Annotated in this window: 25 protein-coding genes and 1 pseudogene; 5 read left to right on the top strand and 21 right to left on the bottom strand. The window is 46.8% G+C overall.

The genetic code is table 11. The features are described 5' to 3' along the window. Positions 1-9: 9 nt before the first annotated feature. From proB to rplU, 6 genes are all read right to left on the bottom strand, one after another. Complete coding sequence (gene proB / locus SELR_RS11790) at positions 10-1,140, bottom strand: glutamate 5-kinase (RefSeq protein WP_014425455.1); 1,131 nt, start codon at positions 1,138-1,140, stop codon at positions 10-12. A gap of 18 nt (positions 1,141-1,158) precedes the next feature. Next, positions 1,159-1,461 (bottom strand): ribosome assembly RNA-binding protein YhbY, encoded by a 303-nt coding sequence (gene yhbY / locus SELR_RS11795; protein ID WP_014425456.1) that lies wholly within the window; start codon positions 1,459-1,461, stop codon positions 1,159-1,161. Between the two features lie 38 nt (positions 1,462-1,499). After that, complete coding sequence (obgE, locus tag SELR_RS11800; protein ID WP_014425457.1) at positions 1,500-2,780, bottom strand: GTPase ObgE; 1,281 nt, start codon at positions 2,778-2,780, stop codon at positions 1,500-1,502. Between the two features lie 280 nt (positions 2,781-3,060). Next, on the bottom strand, positions 3,061-3,351 hold the full coding sequence (gene rpmA, locus SELR_RS11805) for a 50S ribosomal protein L27 (RefSeq protein WP_014425458.1): 291 nt from the start codon (positions 3,349-3,351) through the stop codon (positions 3,061-3,063). An 18-nt stretch (positions 3,352-3,369) separates the two neighbouring features. After that, positions 3,370-3,678: a ribosomal-processing cysteine protease Prp gene (locus SELR_RS11810; RefSeq protein WP_014425459.1), complete on the bottom strand. Its 309-nt coding sequence runs from the start codon at positions 3,676-3,678 to the stop codon at positions 3,370-3,372. A 3-nt stretch (positions 3,679-3,681) separates the two neighbouring features. Then, positions 3,682-3,993 carry a 50S ribosomal protein L21 gene (rplU, locus tag SELR_RS11815; RefSeq protein ID WP_014425460.1) on the bottom strand — a complete coding sequence of 104 codons (312 nt, stop codon included), beginning with the start codon at positions 3,991-3,993 and terminating at the stop codon, positions 3,682-3,684. 383 nt (positions 3,994-4,376) lie between these two features. Between rplU and SELR_RS11820 the strand changes: the two genes are divergently transcribed. The 3 genes from SELR_RS11820 (at position 4,377) to SELR_RS11830 (ending at position 6,912) form a co-directional block, all read left to right on the top strand. After that, positions 4,377-5,162: a helix-turn-helix domain-containing protein gene (locus SELR_RS11820; protein ID WP_014425461.1), complete on the top strand. Its 786-nt coding sequence runs from the start codon at positions 4,377-4,379 to the stop codon at positions 5,160-5,162. Positions 5,163-5,329: 167 nt separating this feature from the next. After that, positions 5,330-6,001 (top strand): helix-turn-helix domain-containing protein, encoded by a 672-nt coding sequence (locus SELR_RS11825; RefSeq protein ID WP_014423436.1) that lies wholly within the window; start codon positions 5,330-5,332, stop codon positions 5,999-6,001. Then, positions 5,998-6,912: an IS3 family transposase gene (locus SELR_RS11830; protein WP_014423437.1), complete on the top strand. Its 915-nt coding sequence runs from the start codon at positions 5,998-6,000 to the stop codon at positions 6,910-6,912. Before SELR_RS11825 ends, SELR_RS11830 begins: the two co-directional genes overlap by 4 nt. A 190-nt stretch (positions 6,913-7,102) precedes the next feature. Here the strand turns inward: SELR_RS11830 and SELR_RS11835 are convergent, their stop codons facing one another. From SELR_RS11835 to SELR_RS11865, 8 genes are all read right to left on the bottom strand, one after another. Continuing rightward, positions 7,103-8,101, bottom strand: coding sequence for a type II TA system antitoxin MqsA family protein (locus tag SELR_RS11835; protein WP_014425462.1), 999 nt, complete (start codon positions 8,099-8,101; stop codon positions 7,103-7,105). A 20-nt stretch (positions 8,102-8,121) separates the two neighbouring features. Beyond that, positions 8,122-8,445, bottom strand: a complete 324-nt coding sequence (locus tag SELR_RS19540) for a type II toxin-antitoxin system MqsR family toxin (protein ID WP_014425463.1) — start codon at positions 8,443-8,445, stop codon at positions 8,122-8,124. A gap of 228 nt (positions 8,446-8,673) precedes the next feature. Then, the gene (glf, locus tag SELR_RS11845; RefSeq protein WP_014425464.1) at positions 8,674-9,768 is read right to left on the bottom strand and encodes a UDP-galactopyranose mutase; all 1,095 of its coding nucleotides are present in this window, start codon (positions 9,766-9,768) and stop codon (positions 8,674-8,676) included. Between the two features lie 133 nt (positions 9,769-9,901). Further along, complete coding sequence (locus SELR_RS11850) at positions 9,902-10,204, bottom strand: type II toxin-antitoxin system death-on-curing family toxin (RefSeq protein WP_014425465.1); 303 nt, start codon at positions 10,202-10,204, stop codon at positions 9,902-9,904. Positions 10,205-10,241: 37 nt separating this feature from the next. Next, positions 10,242-11,273 (bottom strand): galactitol-1-phosphate 5-dehydrogenase, encoded by a 1,032-nt coding sequence (locus SELR_RS11855; protein ID WP_014425466.1) that lies wholly within the window; start codon positions 11,271-11,273, stop codon positions 10,242-10,244. Further along, a complete protein-coding gene (locus SELR_RS19390) occupies positions 11,270-11,425 on the bottom strand; it encodes a hypothetical protein (protein WP_014425467.1) in 156 nt (51 codons plus the stop codon). The genes SELR_RS11855 and SELR_RS19390 overlap by 4 nt, the downstream gene beginning before the upstream one ends. Further along, positions 11,415-11,753, bottom strand: a complete 339-nt coding sequence (locus tag SELR_RS19395; protein WP_269453578.1) for a 2-C-methyl-D-erythritol 4-phosphate cytidylyltransferase — start codon at positions 11,751-11,753, stop codon at positions 11,415-11,417. Before SELR_RS19395 ends, SELR_RS19390 begins: the two co-directional genes overlap by 11 nt. 37 nt (positions 11,754-11,790) lie before the next feature. After that, positions 11,791-12,456 carry a ribulose-phosphate 3-epimerase gene (locus tag SELR_RS11865; protein ID WP_014425469.1) on the bottom strand — a complete coding sequence of 222 codons (666 nt, stop codon included), beginning with the start codon at positions 12,454-12,456 and terminating at the stop codon, positions 11,791-11,793. Positions 12,457-12,561: 105 nt separating this feature from the next. On the opposite strand from SELR_RS11865, the gene SELR_RS11870 reads away from it, so the two are divergent. After that, on the top strand, positions 12,562-12,798 hold the full coding sequence (locus SELR_RS11870) for a DUF4160 domain-containing protein (protein ID WP_014425470.1): 237 nt from the start codon (positions 12,562-12,564) through the stop codon (positions 12,796-12,798). A 228-nt stretch (positions 12,799-13,026) separates the two neighbouring features. Here the strand turns inward: SELR_RS11870 and SELR_RS19545 are convergent, their stop codons facing one another. Then, positions 13,027-13,311 carry a DUF4422 domain-containing protein gene (locus SELR_RS19545; protein WP_014425472.1) on the bottom strand — a complete coding sequence of 95 codons (285 nt, stop codon included), beginning with the start codon at positions 13,309-13,311 and terminating at the stop codon, positions 13,027-13,029. 131 nt (positions 13,312-13,442) lie between these two features. Between SELR_RS19545 and SELR_RS11885 the strand changes: the two genes are divergently transcribed. Continuing rightward, positions 13,443-13,934: a hypothetical protein gene (locus tag SELR_RS11885; protein WP_041914409.1), complete on the top strand. Its 492-nt coding sequence runs from the start codon at positions 13,443-13,445 to the stop codon at positions 13,932-13,934. 31 nt (positions 13,935-13,965) lie between these two features. Here SELR_RS11885 and SELR_RS19550 read toward each other — a convergent pair. The 6 genes and pseudogenes from SELR_RS19550 to SELR_RS11915 all read right to left on the bottom strand — a co-directional run. Then, positions 13,966-14,094: pseudogene (locus SELR_RS19550) on the bottom strand (IS3 family transposase); the annotation flags it as partial. A 900-nt stretch (positions 14,095-14,994) separates the two neighbouring features. Then, the gene (locus tag SELR_RS11895; protein WP_014425473.1) at positions 14,995-15,660 is read right to left on the bottom strand and encodes a ribulose-phosphate 3-epimerase; all 666 of its coding nucleotides are present in this window, start codon (positions 15,658-15,660) and stop codon (positions 14,995-14,997) included. Positions 15,661-15,674: 14 nt separating this feature from the next. Continuing rightward, a complete protein-coding gene (locus SELR_RS11900) occupies positions 15,675-16,535 on the bottom strand; it encodes a class I mannose-6-phosphate isomerase (protein ID WP_014425474.1) in 861 nt (286 codons plus the stop codon). 18 nt (positions 16,536-16,553) lie between these two features. Beyond that, positions 16,554-17,855 (bottom strand): hypothetical protein, encoded by a 1,302-nt coding sequence (locus tag SELR_RS11905; RefSeq protein ID WP_041914411.1) that lies wholly within the window; start codon positions 17,853-17,855, stop codon positions 16,554-16,556. After that, positions 17,840-19,231 carry a hypothetical protein gene (locus SELR_RS11910; protein WP_014425476.1) on the bottom strand — a complete coding sequence of 464 codons (1,392 nt, stop codon included), beginning with the start codon at positions 19,229-19,231 and terminating at the stop codon, positions 17,840-17,842. The genes SELR_RS11905 and SELR_RS11910 overlap by 16 nt, the downstream gene beginning before the upstream one ends. Then, on the bottom strand, positions 19,228-19,695 hold the full coding sequence (locus SELR_RS11915; protein ID WP_041914412.1) for a hypothetical protein: 468 nt from the start codon (positions 19,693-19,695) through the stop codon (positions 19,228-19,230). Before SELR_RS11915 ends, SELR_RS11910 begins: the two co-directional genes overlap by 4 nt. Positions 19,696-19,754 lie beyond the last annotated feature (59 nt).

Here is a 19,754-nt window from a genome sequence, read left to right on the forward strand (position 1 = left end):
ACAAAAACATCACACCATCAATACCATATTATCCCGATGAATGACCTCTGTAGGTACATCACCAGCTAAAATCTTGCTGATATCCTCGGTCTGCTGGCCGAGGATTCTCTGCAGATCCGTTTCTTTAAAGTTCACGATGCCCCGGGCAATTTCCTGCTGGCTTTGCGTCAAAACCCGCACGGTGCTGCCGGCGGCAAAATCACCCTCACAGGCCGTAACGCCCGCAGCCAGAATGCTCGCACCGTTCTCCCGCAGGGCAGCGGCACAGCCATCATCCACCGTGATCTCGCCGGCCAGACGCTTGCCAAAGGCCAGCCAGGACTTGCGCACCCGCAGATGCGATTCCCGCGCGGGGAACACCGTACCCAGAGCCTGACCGCTCAAAATATCCCGGAGCACATTCTCCCGGGAGCCCGAGGCGATGACCATCGTGACGCCGGCACTCATGGCAATTTGCGCCGCCTGAATCTTGGTCATCATGCCGCCCGTTCCCAGCTTGGAACCAGCACCGCCTGCAATGGCTTCCACCTCCGGCGTGATTTCCGGAATCTCTGCGATCAGCTCCGCCTCCGGATGGGTAGCCGGATTCGCGGTATAAAGCCCCTCGATATCCGACAGGATAATCAAGGCATCGGCATCCACCAAAGTGGCCACCATGGCCGACAGATTATCGTTGTCGCCAATCTTGATCTCGTCCACCGCCACCGCATCGTTTTCATTGATGACCGGGATGGCGCCCATAGCGAGCTGGGCCAAAAGTGAATTGCGGGAATGGATGTACTGATGATGCTGCACAGAATTTTCCTTGGTCAGCAGCACCTGTCCCATCACCTGCCCGTACTCGGCAAAGAGCTTCTCATAGATATGCATGAGCACGCCCTGCCCGATGGCCGCCACCGCCTGCTTTTCCGGGATGGAGTCCGGCTTCTTGTCGAGCCCCAATTTTCCCAGGCCAGCGGCAATGGCTCCCGAAGATACGAGAATCATTTCCTTGCCCTGATTCTTGAGATCCGCAATTTCCCGCAGCAGCAGGTCAATGCGATGAAGATTGAGTTTTCCTGTTTCATGGGTCAGGGTACTGGTGCCCACCTTGACCACAATGCGTTTGGCCTCACGCAAACGCTCTCTGGCAGTTCCCATGCTTTTGCCTCCGATATATTACGGCAGTTCGATTTTCGGCTTATCGTAGTTGCGCTTGAACAGCAGACCGTTGCGGCCAATGATCTGCACGAGGTTCACATCGGCACGCTCGGCCAGCATCGTGATGGCATCTTCCGGCTCTTCCATGCAGTTCTGCAGCACACGCACCTTGATCAGCTCACGCTTCTTGATGGCTTCCCGGGCAGCTTCGACTACCGTAGGCGTAACACCTTCCTTGCCCATCATGACCACCGGTTCCAACTTCTGGCCCATGGAGCGCAAAAAGCTCTTCTGCTTGCCTGTCAATGAATTTCTTAACAAATCTATTCCTCCGTATTTCCTTACTTATACAATCACGCTTAATCACGGAATTCGAATTCCATCTCACCGATATGGATGGTATCGCCCTCTTTGGCGCCCTTTTCCCGCAGCTTCTCATCGAGATTCTTGATGCGCCAGATATACTGGAAGCGGCGCACAGCTTCATCGTTGAGGAAATTGGTCATCTTCACGAGCTTTTCGATATTCTGACCGGATACCACGAGTTCACCGCTAATATTGCGGGTGATGGTAATCTTGTCCGGATCTTCCTCATTCTCGTCATAGACCACGACTTCATCTTCCGTCTCCGGCTCTTCCACATAGTTGTCGAGCCATTCACCGGTATAGTCGATAAGCTCCTGCACGCCTTCGCGCGTAGCTGCCGAAATGGCAAAGAACTTCAAGCCGTTCTCCTCGGCCAGCTTCTGCAGGCGCGGCAGATTCTCCTGCGCTTCCGGCAGGTCAATCTTATTAGCTACAAGCACCTGCGTACGGCGGGCAATCTTCTCGCTGTACTTCTTGAGCTCCGCATTGATCTTGTAGTAATCATCAATGGGGTCACGGCCTTCAAGCCCCGAAGCATCCACAATATGCAGAATCAGCTTCGTACGCTCCACATGGCGCAGGAAGTCATGACCAAGCCCCACGCCATCAGCAGCACCTTCGATAAGGCCCGGGATATCCGCCATCACGAAGCTCTTCTCATAGTCCGTCTTGACCACACCGAGCACCGGCGTAATCGTCGTGAAGTGATACTCCGCAATCTCCGGCCGAGCTGCCGAACAGCTGGCCACAAGGCTGGACTTACCGACACTCGGATAACCCACCAAACCAACATCTGCGAGCAGCTTCAATTCCAGGATCAGATTCTTCGCCTCACCCGGCTCACCGAATTCGGCAAAGGTCGGCGTGCGGTTGGCAGAGTTGGCAAATTTCGCATTGCCGCGCCCACCGCGGCCGCCCTTGCAGACTACAGCTTCCTGACCGATTTCCGTAAGGTCAGCCAATACCTTGCCCGTAGCCTCGTCCTTCACGATCGTTCCAGGCGGTACCTTCACATAGCAGGCCGGAGCATTGGCACCATACTGATTCTTGATATCCCCGTTCTCACCATTCTTAGCCGTGAATTTCCGATGGAAACGAAAATCCAGCAGGGTATTCATATTCTGGTCGACGACAAAAATAACGTCGCCGCCCCGGCCGCCATCGCCACCAGACGGCCCACCTTTCGGCACAAACTTCTCCCGGCGGAAAGCAGACTTCCCATGCCCACCATCTCCCGCTTTAACAATCACGCGAGTTCTATCAATAAACTGCATTTTTTCCTCCACATCTATATAAAGACACTGTAATCCCGGCGCCCAAGGACGGGCGCCTGTGGACGTAAATCACGTGATGTGATTTCAGTCCACGTTTTCTTTTGGATACTTTTCTTTGCGCCAAAGAAAAGTATCACCACGCATTTGCAATACACAAAGGCAAGAGCCGGCATTGCGTTCAATACCGGCTCTTGCCTTTATGCACTACAACGCAACCTAACGCCGTTCCTTATAATATAACAATACCTGCGCTTTTAGGCGCAGGTATCCGTTATATGTCTTACATAGCTTCTTCAACCGTGTAAACGCTGACCTGACGCTGGTAGCGGCCTTTGCGCTCGAAAGCAACCTTGCCGGCAACCTTTGCGAACAGGGTATCATCCTTACCGATACCAACGTTGTGGCCCGGATGGAAATGCGTGCCGCGCTGACGAACCAGAATGCTGCCAGCCGTTACAACCGTACCAGCCTGTTCCTTAACGCCAAGGCGCTTGGAATGGCTGTCACGACCGTTACGCGTGGAGCTAACACCCTTTTTATGTGCGAACAACTGCAAATCAAAAGTAAACATCGAATTCACCTCCGCTGCTTAAAGAATCCGTACAGCCTCTGGACTGAGCTTCTGAATCTCCATCAGCCCTAGAAGCATTGTCTGTAAAATCGCCTCGGTCAGATCATCAGGAGCCCCCTTGAGCCTCATTTTGAGCTCTCCACTCGCTACGGAATAGTCCAAGTCGCGATGCAGATGCTCGCCGAGTCCCAAAAGCGCCGTCTGTGTAAGGGACGAAACCCCCGCACAGACAATGTCCTGACCATGCTCTGCCGTGCCGCTATGGCCGGCAACTTCAAAGCCAACGATACGACCCGCTGACTCCTTAAAGATTTTCACCTTAATCATGGATTAAGCTTCGATCTTTTCGATAACAACCTTCGTGAACGGCTGACGATGACCCTGACGTTTACGATAGTTGCTCTTAGCCTTGTACTTGAAGACCAGAATCTTCTTGTCCTTGCCCTGAGCTTCAACCTTGCCCGTTACCTTGGCACCTTCAACAACCGGCTTGCCAACTTTGACATCACCGTCGTTTACTACCGTCAGAACTTCGTCAAACACTACAGCTTCGCCTTCAGCAGCGGAGAGTTTCTCCACCATGATTACATCACCTTCAGCGACCTTGTACTGCTTGCCACCAGTTTTGATAATTGCGTACATGAAAACACCTCCCTAAAAGATTACTCGCCAGCTACGGCACAGCCCCAATCGGCTGTTTTACGAGCCCCGCTGTGCGGTTGGGGATGGGCTGTTAACCCAAATCAGACGCACTTCATGCGCCTACAGTTAGTAATACTAACATAGGGTCCAGCACTTGTCAATAAGTCACGAGGCCAATCCCTAAAATTTTTTCACATTTCACTTTTAGCACATAGCTCGATCCAAAACACTCCTGTTTGCATCCAGGTCCTTATCTTCATGTAAAAAAAACCAACCATGTTATCAAAGCCACTCAATTAACTCCTGCTGTTGTTGACAAATCTTTAAAACTGTGACATAATGACATTATAGTGACATGTCATTATGTAAAGGAGGCATTCATTATGTCCATCAATGCAATTCAAGGAAGTAAATCTCTTGCCAAAAAAATCAAACAAAGACGAGCTGAATTAGGGTTGACCATTGAAGAAGCCGCTTCTCGCGCAGGTGTAGGCACTAAAACCTGGAGCAGGTATGAAGCCGGTGAATCAATTCGGCAAGATAAGTCAAAAGGTATCTGTAAGGCACTCAATTGGCATCAATTGGAAATTTCAGGCAAAGAAACATTGACTGAATTCTCGCTTGATACTTATAAAGCACACGAATGCTGGTCTGAATATTTAGAAAAAAATTTCGGAGCCATAGCTGCATTATCTTTTGTTATTGGCAGTGATATCCTGTACGATCATATCACGGACGATATGGAACAACTAGCAAAAATGCCAAAAGGATCTCATATCGGACAGTTAAATTATTCCTTTCTGACTGATTTGCTTCCAGCGCAGTTTCTAATGTATTATGACTATGATTTTCTTTATCAACTACTAAGTGAACTCCAACATTTATCAAAATGCGCACAAGCAGGAATCGAAATCATTGCACATAGCGTATTAGATGAATTAATACTATATCTTTGCAACGAAGAAGCACAGATATTTATAGATGCAGAAAAAGAGTCTCTCAAACTGAATCGAAAAGAGTGGGCCAAGTACTCAAAAGACTGGGTATTTGATTTATTTGATGATATGGATATTATCACCTTCCTATACTCCTATACCTATTTGAATTCTGAAAACCCGTACCATTTTTCACACTGGGGGGACATACAATTTTATACCAACGAGCGTTGATCATCAGTCTCGTGACTCCCTTTCGTCAAGAAAACTTCTCATTTTCTTGACGAATTTCATGTAGGAGGGATACTCATTATAAAGATAAAGCCCCTATACGTGTGATATGCTCCCTATTAGGTAGACAGAAGAAATAATAAAACTGTCTGCTTGATAGGGAGCATTTTATGTACAAGAAGAGATTATCACCCGAAGAGAAAATCCACTTCATTGAAAAGTATAAACGTGGAGAGGGCAGTTATGCCTCCATAGCCGCGGATGCAGGCGTTGACAGCAGATCCTTCAGGCAATGGGTTCGTAACTATGATGCTTGCGGCCCGGATGTATTCTTCAAACGACATCATCAGCGCTATTCTGTTGAATTTAAGGAAACTGCTATCCACGATTATCTTTCTGGCGTGGATTCACAAGATGCTATATGCCGAAAATACGGACTTCGTTCGCGGAGACAGCTACAAGACTGGATTATGAAGTATAATAGTCACGAGGAACTTAAACCATCCGGTACAGGAGGGAGCACCATCGTGACTAAAGGCAGAAAAACTACATTTGATGAACGGGTATCCATTGTAGAGGATTGCATTGCAAATGGCCGTGATTATGCTTTGACGGCGGAGAAATTCGATGTTTCTTACCAGCAGGTCTATACCTGGGTCAGGAAATATGACCAAAAGGGAATCGAAGGCCTCAAGGACGGCAGAGGCCGCAGGAAGCCTGAGTCTGAGATGAACGAGCTGGAACGGCTCAGATATGAAAACCGCATGCAGAAGGCTCAGTTGCTACAAAAGCAGATGGAGATAGATTTTCTAAAAAAACTCGAGGAATTGGAAAGGCGGTGATACTAGACAGAACTCGTAATACGGCTGCCTACCGGGCGATACTGGAGCTCAGCAGTATCTGTAAGGATTATCCAGTCAAGGCGTTATGCAGGTTGGGCCGTGTAACCAGGGCTGCGTATTACAAATGGCTTCACAGGAAGCTGGGACAAAACGAAGAAACGAACCAGAAGCTTGCTGCCCTGGCAGAATCAATCCATAAGGAGCATCCAGATATGGGCTACCGAAGGATTCGAGATAAGATTGAGCATGACCATGGCCTGCATGCTAATGACAAGCGTATCCTGCGTATATGCCGCAAGAAGAGACTGCGCTCCGTAATAAAAGGACGTCACAACTGTTGCACCAGGCCTGCTGTTGATCCATACTATACAGCAGAGAATGTGCTCAACAGGGATTTCCATGCAGATAAATACAACCAGAAATGGGTTACGGATGTGACCGAATTCAAGTACTTTCCTGAATACGGAACCGTTAAAAAGGTATATCTGAGTGCCATCCTTGACCTCTGTGATCGCCGGCCTGTTGCCTATGTTATTGGTGACAGCAACAATAACCAGTTGGTATTCCAAACCTTTGACAAAGCTCTTGAAGCCAATCCAGGGGCACATCCCTTGTTTCATAGTGACCGTGGCTTTCAGTACACCAATAAGTTGTTCCGCGCCAAAATTGAACAGGCCGGTATGACACAAAGCATGTCCCGTGTAGCACATTGCCTAGACAATGGCCCCATGGAAGGCTTCTGGGGTATCTTGAAGCGCGAGATGTACTACAGGCGCAGATTTACTTCCCGGCAAGAGTTGGTTGAGTCAATTGAGGAATATATAAGATATTACACTTATGACAGACCACAGCGTCATTTAGGCATACGAACCCCAAGTGAGTACCACGAAAAACTGGTTGGAGCTGCATGAAAAAAGCTGCTCGCATTAGTTGCGAGCAGCAATGAATATTTTTATTTTTTTACCTGTCCACTTGACGGGGAGCACACCAGTGCCTAATAGGGCTTTATCTTTATCTTTTTATTTAAAATCATCTCTTGCCATAAAAACACCCCACTTCCATGTAAAATCTAATTACCTGTTTTATATCCCTTCACTATTTTTACGCTATCCCCTTCAGATTCAAAGCATGAACAAAAGACATTTTTTCCAACTGGGATGTCTTAGTATATGCTTCTTCACCATGGGACAAATTCACCAAATCTTTCGAAGTAAAGCTGTCGAATTTCTTATTGACATCTTGCAATACTTCCAATTCTTTCTCTGAGAATAATGATGCATCGAACTGTACATCAGACTCTATGCACTCTCCTCCATATGGACTACCAGTATCTTCTTCAATCCGAATAACACTCATCTTCTCCAAAAGCCCCAGCAGTTCATTGCGGTCTTCCGGAACCGGCCCATAATTTAAATGAATATAGGTAAGCCCACTAATTGACTTTGTGCTACGAAAGAAATTCAGCGCATCAGTATACCATAACAGTTTCATCAATTTAGTCTTATAAAGTTTTTTCTGATTCTGAGCATAATATATAATCATGTTCTTCAATTTCTGGAAATTAAATTTCTGAAAGCCACTATATTCTGTAGGATTCCCTTTTTCCTTATCTTGGAATATCTTATAATACGGAGCCACTTTATTTCGATTCTGTGCAAGTGCTAATTCAATCTTACGACATTCACTCTCAGAAAAATCATCCTGAATTTTTCTGTATGTTTCTCTCAAATTCTCTGGATTTTCCATCAAGATAATCAATCTATTATGGGTATCATTTTGGATGGTTCCTTTTTCATAACGCACGAGCGTTGCCTGCGTACAACCTATCAACTTAGCAAAAGTCCTCTGACTCAGCTTATACTTATTGCGAATACGCATAATATCTTCTGCCAACAAAAGACCGTGAGCTTTCTTATACTTCTGATATGCTTGCCTCAAACTTTCCGTATCTAACTTCATATCAAAGATTTCTTCATTGCATTTCCTGCATACCCTCACTTTTGCTTCTACCGCAACAGGTTCTCCTTTTACATCATAAGTTTCATCTTTATTTACGATATAGGTATCATTATGAGGGCAACGTTTGCTTACATTGCACATTATTTAACCCTCCTAAATTTCTATTTAAACGGATAAATGATTTCCTTCTCTGGGAAGTGAAATGATATCGCTAATATGTTATCTGTAAGTTTTAATTTTATGTAAATCGTCTTCTGTTCATTGGGAAGATACTTGCCAAATTCCCATATACAATTGCGGTCATTACTATTCCAATCATCCGACGGACCAGAAAAATAATCATCTACCTCAAGCTCGTATATAATATCAGGAACATCCTGCGGAAGCCATCCCAACCCAGCCAGAGTTTCCATATTTTTCCGTCTATCTTCTAAAAACTTGAATTTCTTCTGACTTATCAAACTCTTAATCTGGAACAAAGCCAATTTGACCTAGCTTTTCTGTGAACGATTGCTATCATCGCTCATCGGCACCATCCCCTTTATGCTACAACAATACTCTTAACCATGAAACCTCCCCTCTTAACACTCGCTACACTTAACCTATATTAATGATATCATTTTTGTAAACAATCTTTTTAGTCAGGCGCTCCATTATAAACATCTTCTAACCTGTGCCCTACGAAAAAAGGCGGCATGTACAACACCGCCCCCTCATCCACATACCACAACCACCTTCTCCAAAGCGCTCTTGATTACGTCATCCATATCGTAATACTTATACTCAGCCAGTCGCCCGCCAAAAATCACGTTGCTTTCCTTGGCGGCCAGTTCCTGATAACGCTGGCAGAGAGCCTGATTGCGGTCATCATTCACCGGATAATAAGCCTCTTCCCCTGGCTGCCAAGTTGCGGGATACTCCCGAGTCACATAGGTCACAGGCTGCGTGCCGAACTCGAAATGCTTATGCTCTATGATGCGGGTATAGGGCACCTCTCTAGCAGTGTAGTTCATCACTGCCACTCCCTGGTGATTCTCCTCCTCCAGCCGCTCTGTCTCAAACCTCAAGCCCCGGTACTCCAGCTTGCCCAGCTCATACCCAAAATATTCATCGATAGGACCGGTATAGACAACCTTTGCCGCCAGCTTGTCAAATGCTGCCTTATCCTTCAAATAATCCGTATTCAGCCGTACTTCTATCCCTTCCAGTAAGGCATCAATAAGCTTATTGTACCCTCCTACAGGTATGCCCTGGTAGCGGTCATTGAAGTAGTTGTTATCAAATGTATAGCGCACAGGCAAACGCTTAATGATAAAAGCGGGCAGCTCCGTACAGGAACGTCCCCATTGCTTTTCCGTATAGCCCTTGATCAGCTTCTCATACACTGTACGGCCAATCAAAGAAATTGCCTGCTCCTCCAGATTCCGTGGCTCCCCAATGCCCGCCTCCCGGCGTTCGGCCTCAATCTTCGCCGCCACTTCAGCAGGAGTGCGCACCTCCGGCCACAACTTGGTAAATGTATTCATATTAAATGGCAGATTGTAAAGCTCCCCCCGAAAATTTGCCACAGGGGAATTGACGTAATTATTGAACTCCACAAAGCGATTCACATACTCCCACACCTCCTTATAAGATGTATGAAAGATATGCGCCCCATACTTATGGATGTTGATGCCATCCTTCTCCTCACAGTACACAATCCCTCCCGCATGGCCTCTGCGCTCCAACACCAGGCAGGATTTCGCCTTCGCCTCATGAGCAAAGACAGCTCCAAAGAGGCCGCTGCCAACTATCAGGTAATCATACATCGTGCTACCTCCTTGCGTTAACCAATTCTCGCCGCAAAACTACCGACAATGTATATTGCAAATCAGGCATGAATCCTGCCTACCCTATAACACATGATTTTCAAAAAAATACCGCTGACTTCCTAATTTGAAATCAGCGGTATATATGGGATTCTATCCATTGCGACAAATCTTGATATGCAATCTTTCCCTCGGCAACTCCCAAAATAGTCTCTTCCATTTCGTCTTCAGTGCATTCCAACGATTTATTATTTGCAAGAAGAAAAGTTTCCATAGCATGAACAGCCACTCGTTTATTGCCATCAATAAAAGCATAATTCGTTGCAATACCAAAACATAATCTAGCATCCTTCAAACAGATGCCAGGATATAAATCTTCACCGCCAAAAGTTTTAAATGGCTCATTGATTGCCGATTCCAACAATGCGATACACATAATTTCTACTATCCCCGCCCTCTATAATCCTACTGATTCAATCCATCACAAACATAACCTTGCAGTACATCTCTCTGCGCTCGTGCATGAGAGAAAATGCATCTTGGTGCTCAGCCAACGAAAACCTATGCGTAATAAGACTCTTCAGATCCAGTCGCCTGTCCTGCATGGCCGCTACAGCTTCCCGCCAATCGTTTTCCATGCTACCGAAACTGCTGTTCCAGGTACCTGCTAATGTCAATTCCTTCCTGAGAATCTTCCAGTAGTTATCCTGAGAAAGGCTCATGCCGCCAAGGGGATTCCCCATGCAGACTACCCTGCCACCAGCTTTGGCAAGACTGATACACTCCGCCCAAGGCTCCGATTCTCCCGTTCCTTCGATGCAGGCATCTGCACCTTGACCATCAGTAATTTCTCCTACTAGTTTGCTCAAAGCATCCCGCTTCACATTCACAGCCAGGGAAAAGCCAAGTTTCTTGGCAAAATCAACCTTGTCATCTGTCCTGGCTGCCAGGATAATGTTCTTCACTCCTGCCGACCTTGCCCATTGAGCCGTAATCAGGCCAATGGTGCCGACCCCATAAATAAGGACTGTACCTCCCTGCCCCGCACCACTCTTACGAAAGGCATGCAAAGCCACTGCCGTCGGTTCGCTCATGGCTGCCTCTTCATAACTTACACCTTCTGGCAGCAGGCAGAGGTTTTCCTGTTTTACCGCTAGATACTCCGCCATAGCCCCATCTCGACGGGAACCGTAATAATCATAATCCGAGCAACGGGCATACTGCTCCTGTTTGCAGGCTTCACAATGTCCACAGGGAAGCAACGGGAACACGGAGGCTCCACTCCCCACCAAAGCACTATCATCTGCTTCTACGATCTCCCCGGCGAACTCATGCCCTATGATAGTAGGGAAATGATATGTCCCCTTGGTGAAAACTCTTGGTATATCGCTGCCACAAATGCCCACGGCCTTGATTTTCAGCAGCACCTCTCCCGGCTTACGCTCCGGGCAGGAAACTTCCTCATACCGCAAGTCCCCCACGCCGTGCAGATTCAATGCCATCATTTCAGCCACTCATCCCTTTCCGTGGCCAACATGGCCTTGAACATATCGATATCCTCTGTACGCGTCAGCTTGATGTTTCGTTCACTGCCCTTGGCAAAATAGATCTGCCATCCCAGCGCTACCTGCAAAGCCGAAATCGAATCAATCTCCACGCCTTGTTCTGCCGCCCGGGCATGCATCTCCCGCATGCGTCTGCCCGATACACACTCCGGTGTCTGCCCCCCTGACCAATCCTGCGCGTTCCACCACCTGACTAGTCGAATCCGGAGACTGCCGCATATACATAGTATCCGAACAATCAAGCACCGTCATAGCATTTTCATATTCTTTGCAGACTCGAATCATATCCGAAATGGAATCCGCTGCCACCAAAGGACGCACTGCATCATGAACAATCAGCACATCGTCATCGGCCACCTCGCCCAAAGACATCATGCCAGCTTTAGTTGACAGGAACCGCGTGGCACCGCCCGGTACAATACCCTGCCCATACCACCTGCCAAAAGTACAACTACATTCATTGAAACCTCAACTCCCTGATTGCCTGCAGCGTTTCACCATAAGGACGATTCTTACCGAAAAGCAACGTAGTTCCCAATACGAATCCCTTTACCCCCATCGGCGCAAATTTCCAGATTTTATCTGCCCCACAGGCGCCATCCCAATACAACTCAAATTCCATCTCATCCTTGACCGACAGCAACTTTTCAATCTTGCTCCCTACATAAGGCAAAAACATCTGCCCTGCATTGCCGGGATTCACCGCCATCACCAGCACACTGTCCACAATCCGTAACATCTCATGCACCGTTTCAAAACTCGTACCAGGATTGATGGCAATCCCTGGAATCAAGCCGCCATTGATGATTTTCTGCAAGGTCGTGGACGGATGATACTCTGCTTCCGGATGGATATATATCGTATCCCCTGGACGCAGGCTGTTGATGAAAAGCTCAATCGTATTATTCGGGTGTTCCACCATCAAATGTACATCCAAAGGCTTATCCGTCAGAGAACGTATGCACCGCAGGTCATTCAATGACATAGCATAGTTCGGCACATACCGCCCATCCATTATATCTATATGGAAGGAATCTATCCCCCCTGCATCAAGCGCCTCCACCTCCCGCTGCAGATTACGGTAATCTGCGCACATCATGGAGGCCATAAGCTGGAAATTCATATACGATCAATCCCTTCTTGACCCTAAATTACACAAATACAAATGCAATTCTTTACATAGCTTATTATTATCTTGTATGGTATAATACAGGCAGGAGGATTATAGATGCCCACATATAGCACAGCAGGTATAACCATTGAATTGAGGAGCAGGGAAGACGGACGACATCATTTGCCACATGTTCACGTTATATATGGCAAGTATGCACAAGTCTTGGACTTGGACGGCAACGAATTAGCTGGCAGGATGCCAGCCAAGCAACTCAAACGAGCCAAAGAATGGATAGCCGATAACAAATCTTTGCTGGAAAAAGAATGGAGGAAATTTCATGTGCATGATTGAAAATATTAGGCGTTCCAGTAGAAATATATATCTTACAATCAATGAAGACGATATTATCAGCGTCAAGAAAATGTCTATTGCTAAGTATGAATATGCAAAACAATTCGGAAACAGTGATTTCCTAAATGCCGTCAGTACCTTGACTACTGAAAGGGACATTGAGGACTCGTACAGTGCTGTAACCATATGAGAGATCCCATATGATAGCCCGCCATTCGGCGGGCTTTTTCATACCAAAAATTTACATCCCGTATGCACGATATGAAAATCCTTCTTGTGATATATAAAGTACAGCGTCTCCAGCACTTCTCCCATATACCCAATATATCTATCAGCCCTTTCTGCCCCTTTCGGCACACTAAACTCCTCTACTCGCTCCAATACAAGGAAAAGCCAACTACAGTAATCTGCCAACACTGTTTTCTTGGCCAATAAGAACCTGCCAAAACCATGGAGAAACACTTTACGACAAAAATCTACAAAACTATAGAAGGTTATTTTACAAATTCTCATAATTCCCCATTATTCAAGAGCACTATTCGCAACTGTCTAAACTTGTCATAGTCCTCCCAACTTACACTGCCGCAAATCAAGGAACTTTTGCACAGCTTTGATATGCTTCAAAACAATTATGGAGTGGGAGCATGAAACGAAATCATATACTTGTTAAATTCTTTTCTAATAAAGATTACGCGTTGGATTTTATTCACGGGAATTTCTATATGAACACCTTGAATTTCTTTTGGAATGAATATCCCAACAGCAGTCTTTTATCATCTGCACAAGCCGACTTGCTTGAAGGTGTTGTAGGGATAAAACCAGCCAATTGGGAAGATTCCGCATTCAATAATACTGTATTATCAGATATTATATTCCGTTCCATAGGATATAGATATTGCAGCATTTTATGTTTTTATAAACTTGAGTATCAAATCGAAGATAAACTCGATAAGCATATAGTATATTATCCTGTACCAAATATGTCCGACTGCGGTAATTATGTTGTTATAATAAAAGATAAAGCTGAATTTCAGCATAGGATAAGAGAATCTTTCAAAGGAACAAAATTCAAATTCTTATGCGGGGATGTTGAATATAGGAGATTACAAAAAAATTGGTCCTATGTCAAGATTTAGTACAACATAAAATGAGAAATTTTAATTATTTTCAACTTACCAATAGTGCTTCTCTAGCAACGCTCGCCTTGTAAAGTTTTTCAAAGTCATCTGGCGAAAGATATCTACAATAGCTGTGAATCCGCTTTGTATTATAAAATGCTTCAATATACTCAAAAATTAGGCTAATCCCCCCACCTGTCACTCCCCCGCATCAAGGAACTGGCCCATAGGCTGGGTATGCTCTGAGACATAGGAATCCCCCATGACTGTCACCATAAATATGTGACAGCCATGGGGGATTATTTCTTGCGCTGTTGTAAACGAATTCTAATGATTTACAAACAAAAACCAGCAAAGACACCTCCCTGCTGGTTCCTATTTTCTGGCGGGGCATATCAATCCTAACCATTGTCACAAGAATCGTCAAAAGCTCCACTTAACTAAAAATGTCCTAGATGCACGGGCTAATGCCCCACGATATGCCCACGCAAAAACAAATTTAACAAAGTGTAACATAGCAACCACTCCTACCAAAAAGATCACTGCTATAGAGGGGGAAAGAAATTCACACACAAATTTCAGTAACTCCACGGTAAAAGAAGCTAGCAACGACGTAATGTAAGCAATGCCGGTCAGCTCATTTAACTTTTCATTATAGCATAGATATATATTATTATCAAGGAGTAACATCGAATAAATAGGCCGACTCCCGCCTATCACTCTGTCATCCTAAATATTCTCGCCACCAATCCAACAAACGGAAACCGCAGTTCCAATGCAACAGACACCGCAGCTCCAGGAAAAAGAAACCGCTCTCATTGAAGCGCACAGCAGCGACAACGGCATAGAGCAGATATGATTGATTGCTCTACTGCCTGTCCTCCGCGGAGAGCCACACATTTTGATGGCTCTCCCCATCATATTACCTGGCTCTCCAATTCCTCCTCAGCCCTCTCCAAAGCACTCTTGATGACATCGTCCATATCGATGCTCATGACACCGGCCTATTTCCATGTCAATATCCAGCCACCTCTTGACTGACATCATACTATTCAATCCATTCTATGTCTATCCGCGTTCATCTGGGTAGTTCTACCAAAATATCGCCATATGCTCTCTCCTTGCCAAACAAGATGGTCGTTCCCAAGATAAAACCATCCACTCCCTGCGGAGCGTATGTTTTTATCTTATCCATCCCACAAGATCCATCCCAATATATCTGAAAGTTGTATTCTTCCTTCAAATTCAGTAACCGCTTGACTTTCTTACCCACATAGGGCAGGAACATCTGTCCAGCATTGCCTGGATTTACAGCCATCACCAAAACTTTTTTCACTATAACCAGCATTTCCATCACCGTAGCCACACTGGTACCAGGATTTATGGCAATCCCCGGTACCATGCCGGCATTGATGATTTTCTGCAGGGTTGTGGAAGGATGGTACTCTGCCTCTGGATGGATATACACAGTATCCCCGGGGCGCAGGTTACGCAGGAACATATCTACTGTATTAACGGGATGCTCTACCATCAGATGCACATCCAGCGGCGTTTTCGTGGCACCGGCAATATAGGCCATATCGTTCAAGGACATAGCAAAATTCGGCACAAAGCGCCCATCCATGATGTCTATGTGGAAGCTATCTATGCCACCGGCATCCAGCGCTTTCACTTCATCTCGCAGACAAGCATAGTCAGCGCACATCATAGAAGCGCAATATTCTATCGGCTTTTTATTCTGCATAAAGCATCCTCTCCTCAAATCGTCAGCCAGGCAGTCATGGCCTCTTGCACCGCAAGTCCAATGATCCTTTCCCCCGGAGATATGATAACTGTCATACCGGGATGCAGCTCGACGCCATCGGCTTTCCCCTGCCCTTTCAGTAAAGTGAAGCAGATATCCTTATCCTGCTTGTTCTCATAGGCATTCAGATCATGGTGAAGCTGCGTGGCATAGGTTGCCTCCACTATTGGCTCTTCCACATTATAACGCCGCACCACAGATTTCAAATCAGGGTGTAAACAGGCCAAAGCCTTTTCCGTATGCAGTTCTCGTTTATTTCCCTTAGCATCCACACGGTCATAGTCATAGAAACGATAGGTGAAATCTGCCCCCTGCTCTATTTCGTAAACCAGACTGCCCGCAGATATCGCATGCAGTGTGCCCGGCTCCACAAATACATAGTCCCCCACCGTCACCGGTAAATAGTCCAAAACCCCCTCATAGTCACTTTCCGCCACATGAGCACGGATAGATTCCATATCTTTCAGACAGCACCCATTCACCAGATTGCCACTCTCAGGAGCTTCTAGGAAATACCAGGACTCCCGCTTTCCTCTAGCCAGCTGCTCCAACTTCTGGGCAGCTTCATCATCAGGATGCACCTGCAAACTAAGGTCTTTATCTGCTTCTGTCAAGGCGATAGTCAAAGGAAAATCAGGCCGAACTTCCTGTAAAGTCTTGCCTGCATACGCACCATTCAGGATCTTATTGGACAATTCTTTTCTGGCATAAACGGAATAAAGATGCCCTATCTGCGTCTCTCCAGTAGTAGTCAAAGGTGTCAAGCGTGGGCCACCCCAAATAGTTTCATGTACAATAGGTTCCAATACTAACATATGCGTCCCTCATCTCTTTCAAGCTCTTATTGTTGGCAAATATCCTGCAATATCTTTTAACAGCTGCTCTAAAGATTTCTCCCTGTCTACCGTAATTTCCTTCAACAATTCACCACCTGTGCACAGCCCCATCCGCTCTAACCCGCAAAACTCAACGTCTGGGTGATGCCAGGGCACCAGCCCCGGTGTCTTGGGTGGATAGAAAACTATGCGGTGGCAATTTGCCCGGCAGGTCACATCAAAGAAGCCGCTGCGAGTGCCTATGACCAAGCCCAGATATTCCATGGCCAGAATGGTCTCCGGGAAATCAAAGCGCAGGATTGAAGCCCCCCCAATGTCTGACTTCTCCTCGTCGCCTGCTGCATTGATGAAGACCTGATAGCCTTTTTCCTGTAAAACTGAAGCCAATTTCTGCCAAAAATCCCAGGGCATGATCTGCGCCGAATAAGCAAAAGGCGCAAGCAGCACTCCCCGCCCAGGCTTTACTCCCCTGGACTGCAAATATTGCTCCACAGCGTTCCTGTCCCCCTGCCACTGGGGATGACAAGGATGCGTATCTGAGGACAATCCATAGGCAAAATGCCTGAATGTATCCATAAAGGTGCAATGGTGGCTCAGGCGCAACAGAGACGGATTGAAACGGAATTTTCCCTGCCAGCGGGTCAAAGGAGAGAGCTCCAGCACATCCTCTCCGAAAAAAGTCCAGGCCTGGATAAGGCTGTTGGACTGCTCCTGTGTAAGGGACACCACCGGCTCGATGCCAAAATAAGGAGATAATTTCTTCAGTCCCTTCGAGGCTCCCGCCATCAGATAGGAGGAAATGCCCTCCCTTTGACAATAGGCATGGAAATACAGCCCCAGCAGGTAATAGTCTCCCAACGGCCCGTCCGCCAGGAATATCCTGCACTGGCCGTACTCCCGCCGCAGTTCCCTATATAATGCCAGCCCCGCCTGCACAGATTGCCAGTTCCGTTCCGGGCTAGGCCGTTCCAATACAAAGACCTGCTCGCCCTCCTCATAGCCGAAGCCTTCAAACTGCCGCACTATCTCTGCCCAGTATTTAGGCGAGTGAACAATGATACGGATGCTTTCAGCGTGAGGAAGCAAGGCCTCCTTGGGGGAAGAAATGGTCAGCCCCATAAAGGAGCGCCCCCATTTGACGCTGTCATTATCCAAAATACCAGCAGGCTCACATCCGCAGGAACGAAGCAACTCTGCAATCTCCCCCACATTCTCCAGCCTGCCAATCATAAAAATCCTACTATGGCTATCCCAGTTGGGAAGCCAGTCATCTATTTCCCTTGCTAATTCTTCCCGCATGGCTCAAACCTCTCCGTAATCGCCTCCATCAGACGCTGGTACTCCTGTAGTCTTTCCCAGCCATCCAACGTGTCATTGCCCTGCAACAGATCTTCAATGACAGGGGATTCCAATTCTATAAGCTGGTTCTCATCCTGACACAACGGTCTCAGGCTGGCAAAATCACGACTAGAACGATGCACGCTGTAGTCAGGCTGACGAATCTCAGACGGATATAAAATTACCTTCCTGCAGGGTACCTGCGCCACAATATCGCAAAGGCCGCTGCGCAGCGCAAGAAAGTGTCCGGCATAGCGCAAGATGGCCTCACATTCTGCATAAGGAAAGAAAACCGGCTGCATAGAGCGGAAGGGATTCAGCTCTGCCGTTGGATTGAGGTTGACAAAAACCTTGTACCCCCTGGCCTGCAGCTCTATTGCCATCCTTTCCCAAAACCATGCCGGGAGTTTCTTGACCGAATAGGCATTGGGCGAGACGATGACTGTTTTGCCCTCCTGCAGCCCCCAAGACTTATATTTTTGGCGCAACTCTTCATTCAAGGGAGCAAAGAGAGGCTGCTGCCATTCCTCGGAGCTCACGAGATTCTTATAGATGAAATGCTGATATGTTTCCATGAAAGTGAAGCGTTCCTGCATGCGCAGACGACATTTATTCAAAGGCAGGGTATTTTCCCACATGAAAAGATCCGTCACATCCGACTTGCGCCAAAAGGTATAGCAAAGCTGAAAAGCCTCAGCTTCTCCATGGCTGAGAGCAACTACCTGTTTCCATTCAAACAGTGGAGCCAGACGCTTCAATCCCTTGGCATCTCCTGCCACCACATAATTTTCAAGGCCCAGTTTACGGCAATATGGAGCCAGATAAAGCCCATTCAGAAAAACATCCCCGGTAGCTCCCCGCAGCAAAAAGATATGGGCCTTCTCGCCATAGTCAGCTTTTATTTGCTTGTATAGCGACAAGCCCTGCCTGGCTTTGGCAAACTGGCGGGCAAAGCGCTCCTTGCTGTCAGCTTCCCCGCTGGGCAGATCATGAAGCAGGAAAAAGTGGACCTTCTCCCTATAACCCCAAGCCTCCAACTGCTCCCTGACACTTTTGTTGCGGCCGGAAGCCATAACCAGGACCAAGGCATTTTCCCTTAAGGGCTGCAGGACTGCGTCCATCAGATAGACAGGAAGCCCAGCCCGGGATTTGCCCACCTGCTCAGGGTCATCATCTAGCACAGCTGCAAATTCCAGCCCGTAGCATTTCAGATAATCCCGCATCATGGCCACATTATGCGCCGAGCCCATTGCCAGAACCATCCTGCCCATAAAGCGCACATCTTCGATGATCTTATGCAGTTCCAGATAAAGCGGGTCGCGCTTCATGAGCTTCATGGGGTTACCTCCCCCAGCTGCGGTACACAGTCAAAACGATAGATATCATAGCAGAATAAGTCCCGTTTAGTCACACCAGGTATGCCCAGCAAATTCTCACCACAGGTATCATAAGGAATGGTCAGCGAAATGATGACTACCTTATCACTGAATGGATACAAAGCATAAAAGCGCATCATGTCCATAATCTGGCCATGCGCCATATAAGTTGCACTGACTTCATAAGTACCGTTGTAAGCCGATAATCTATCCAGCACAGCTTGATTGCTCGATACAAAAATTGCGCTATGCAATCCCTCTTTATGCAAATACGCATCAATATAGTCTATTGCATAATCATTGTAGTCACTTGTAATATGAGGCATCAGTATATATCGGTCAACCTGATAGTCAAGCGATAGACGCAACCACAGGCGTCTGCCGCTTACAGCCTCTCTAAGCTCCTTCCCCATCAATTCCACCATCCCTATTTCCTGATAAACAGTAGTTGCCACCTAACATAAGGTAGCAGTATAGTTATACT

It is taken from the genome of Selenomonas ruminantium subsp. lactilytica TAM6421 (assembly GCF_000284095.1).
In the GTDB taxonomy this organism is placed as follows: domain Bacteria; phylum Bacillota; class Negativicutes; order Selenomonadales; family Selenomonadaceae; genus Selenomonas_A; species Selenomonas_A lactilytica.

Bases quoted from the DNA above. Each gene is read 5' to 3' on its own strand.
- SELR_RS11835 (WP_014425462.1), bottom strand. From the start codon at position 8,101: ATGTGCAATGTAAGCAAACGTTGCCCTCATAATGATACCTATATCGTA.
- SELR_RS19545 (WP_014425472.1), bottom strand. From the start codon at position 13,311: ATGAGAATTTGTAAAATAACCTTCTATAGTTTTGTAGATTTTTGTCGT.
- SELR_RS11900 (WP_014425474.1), bottom strand. From the start codon at position 16,535: ATGTTAGTATTGGAACCTATTGTACATGAAACTATTTGGGGTGGCCCA.
- SELR_RS11820 (WP_014425461.1), top strand. From the start codon at position 4,377: ATGTCCATCAATGCAATTCAAGGAAGTAAATCTCTTGCCAAAAAAATC.
- SELR_RS11810 (WP_014425459.1), bottom strand. From the start codon at position 3,678: ATGATTAAGGTGAAAATCTTTAAGGAGTCAGCGGGTCGTATCGTTGGC.
- glf (WP_014425464.1), bottom strand. From the start codon at position 9,768: ATGTATGATTACCTGATAGTTGGCAGCGGCCTCTTTGGAGCTGTCTTT.
- SELR_RS11915 (WP_041914412.1), bottom strand. From the start codon at position 19,695: ATGGTGGAATTGATGGGGAAGGAGCTTAGAGAGGCTGTAAGCGGCAGA.
- SELR_RS11895 (WP_014425473.1), bottom strand. From the start codon at position 15,660: ATGCAGAATAAAAAGCCGATAGAATATTGCGCTTCTATGATGTGCGCT.
- SELR_RS11850 (WP_014425465.1), bottom strand. From the start codon at position 10,204: ATGTGTATCGCATTGTTGGAATCGGCAATCAATGAGCCATTTAAAACT.
- SELR_RS11825 (WP_014423436.1), top strand. From the start codon at position 5,330: ATGTACAAGAAGAGATTATCACCCGAAGAGAAAATCCACTTCATTGAA.
- SELR_RS11870 (WP_014425470.1), top strand. From the start codon at position 12,562: ATGCCCACATATAGCACAGCAGGTATAACCATTGAATTGAGGAGCAGG.
- rplU (WP_014425460.1), bottom strand. From the start codon at position 3,993: ATGTACGCAATTATCAAAACTGGTGGCAAGCAGTACAAGGTCGCTGAA.
- SELR_RS11885 (WP_041914409.1), top strand. From the start codon at position 13,443: ATGAAACGAAATCATATACTTGTTAAATTCTTTTCTAATAAAGATTAC.
- obgE (WP_014425457.1), bottom strand. From the start codon at position 2,780: ATGCAGTTTATTGATAGAACTCGCGTGATTGTTAAAGCGGGAGATGGT.
- SELR_RS11905 (WP_041914411.1), bottom strand. From the start codon at position 17,855: ATGCGGGAAGAATTAGCAAGGGAAATAGATGACTGGCTTCCCAACTGG.
- rpmA (WP_014425458.1), bottom strand. From the start codon at position 3,351: ATGTTTACTTTTGATTTGCAGTTGTTCGCACATAAAAAGGGTGTTAGC.
- SELR_RS11910 (WP_014425476.1), bottom strand. From the start codon at position 19,231: ATGAAGCTCATGAAGCGCGACCCGCTTTATCTGGAACTGCATAAGATC.
- SELR_RS11855 (WP_014425466.1), bottom strand. From the start codon at position 11,273: ATGATGGCATTGAATCTGCACGGCGTGGGGGACTTGCGGTATGAGGAA.
- proB (WP_014425455.1), bottom strand. From the start codon at position 1,140: ATGGGAACTGCCAGAGAGCGTTTGCGTGAGGCCAAACGCATTGTGGTC.
- SELR_RS11865 (WP_014425469.1), bottom strand. From the start codon at position 12,456: ATGAATTTCCAGCTTATGGCCTCCATGATGTGCGCAGATTACCGTAAT.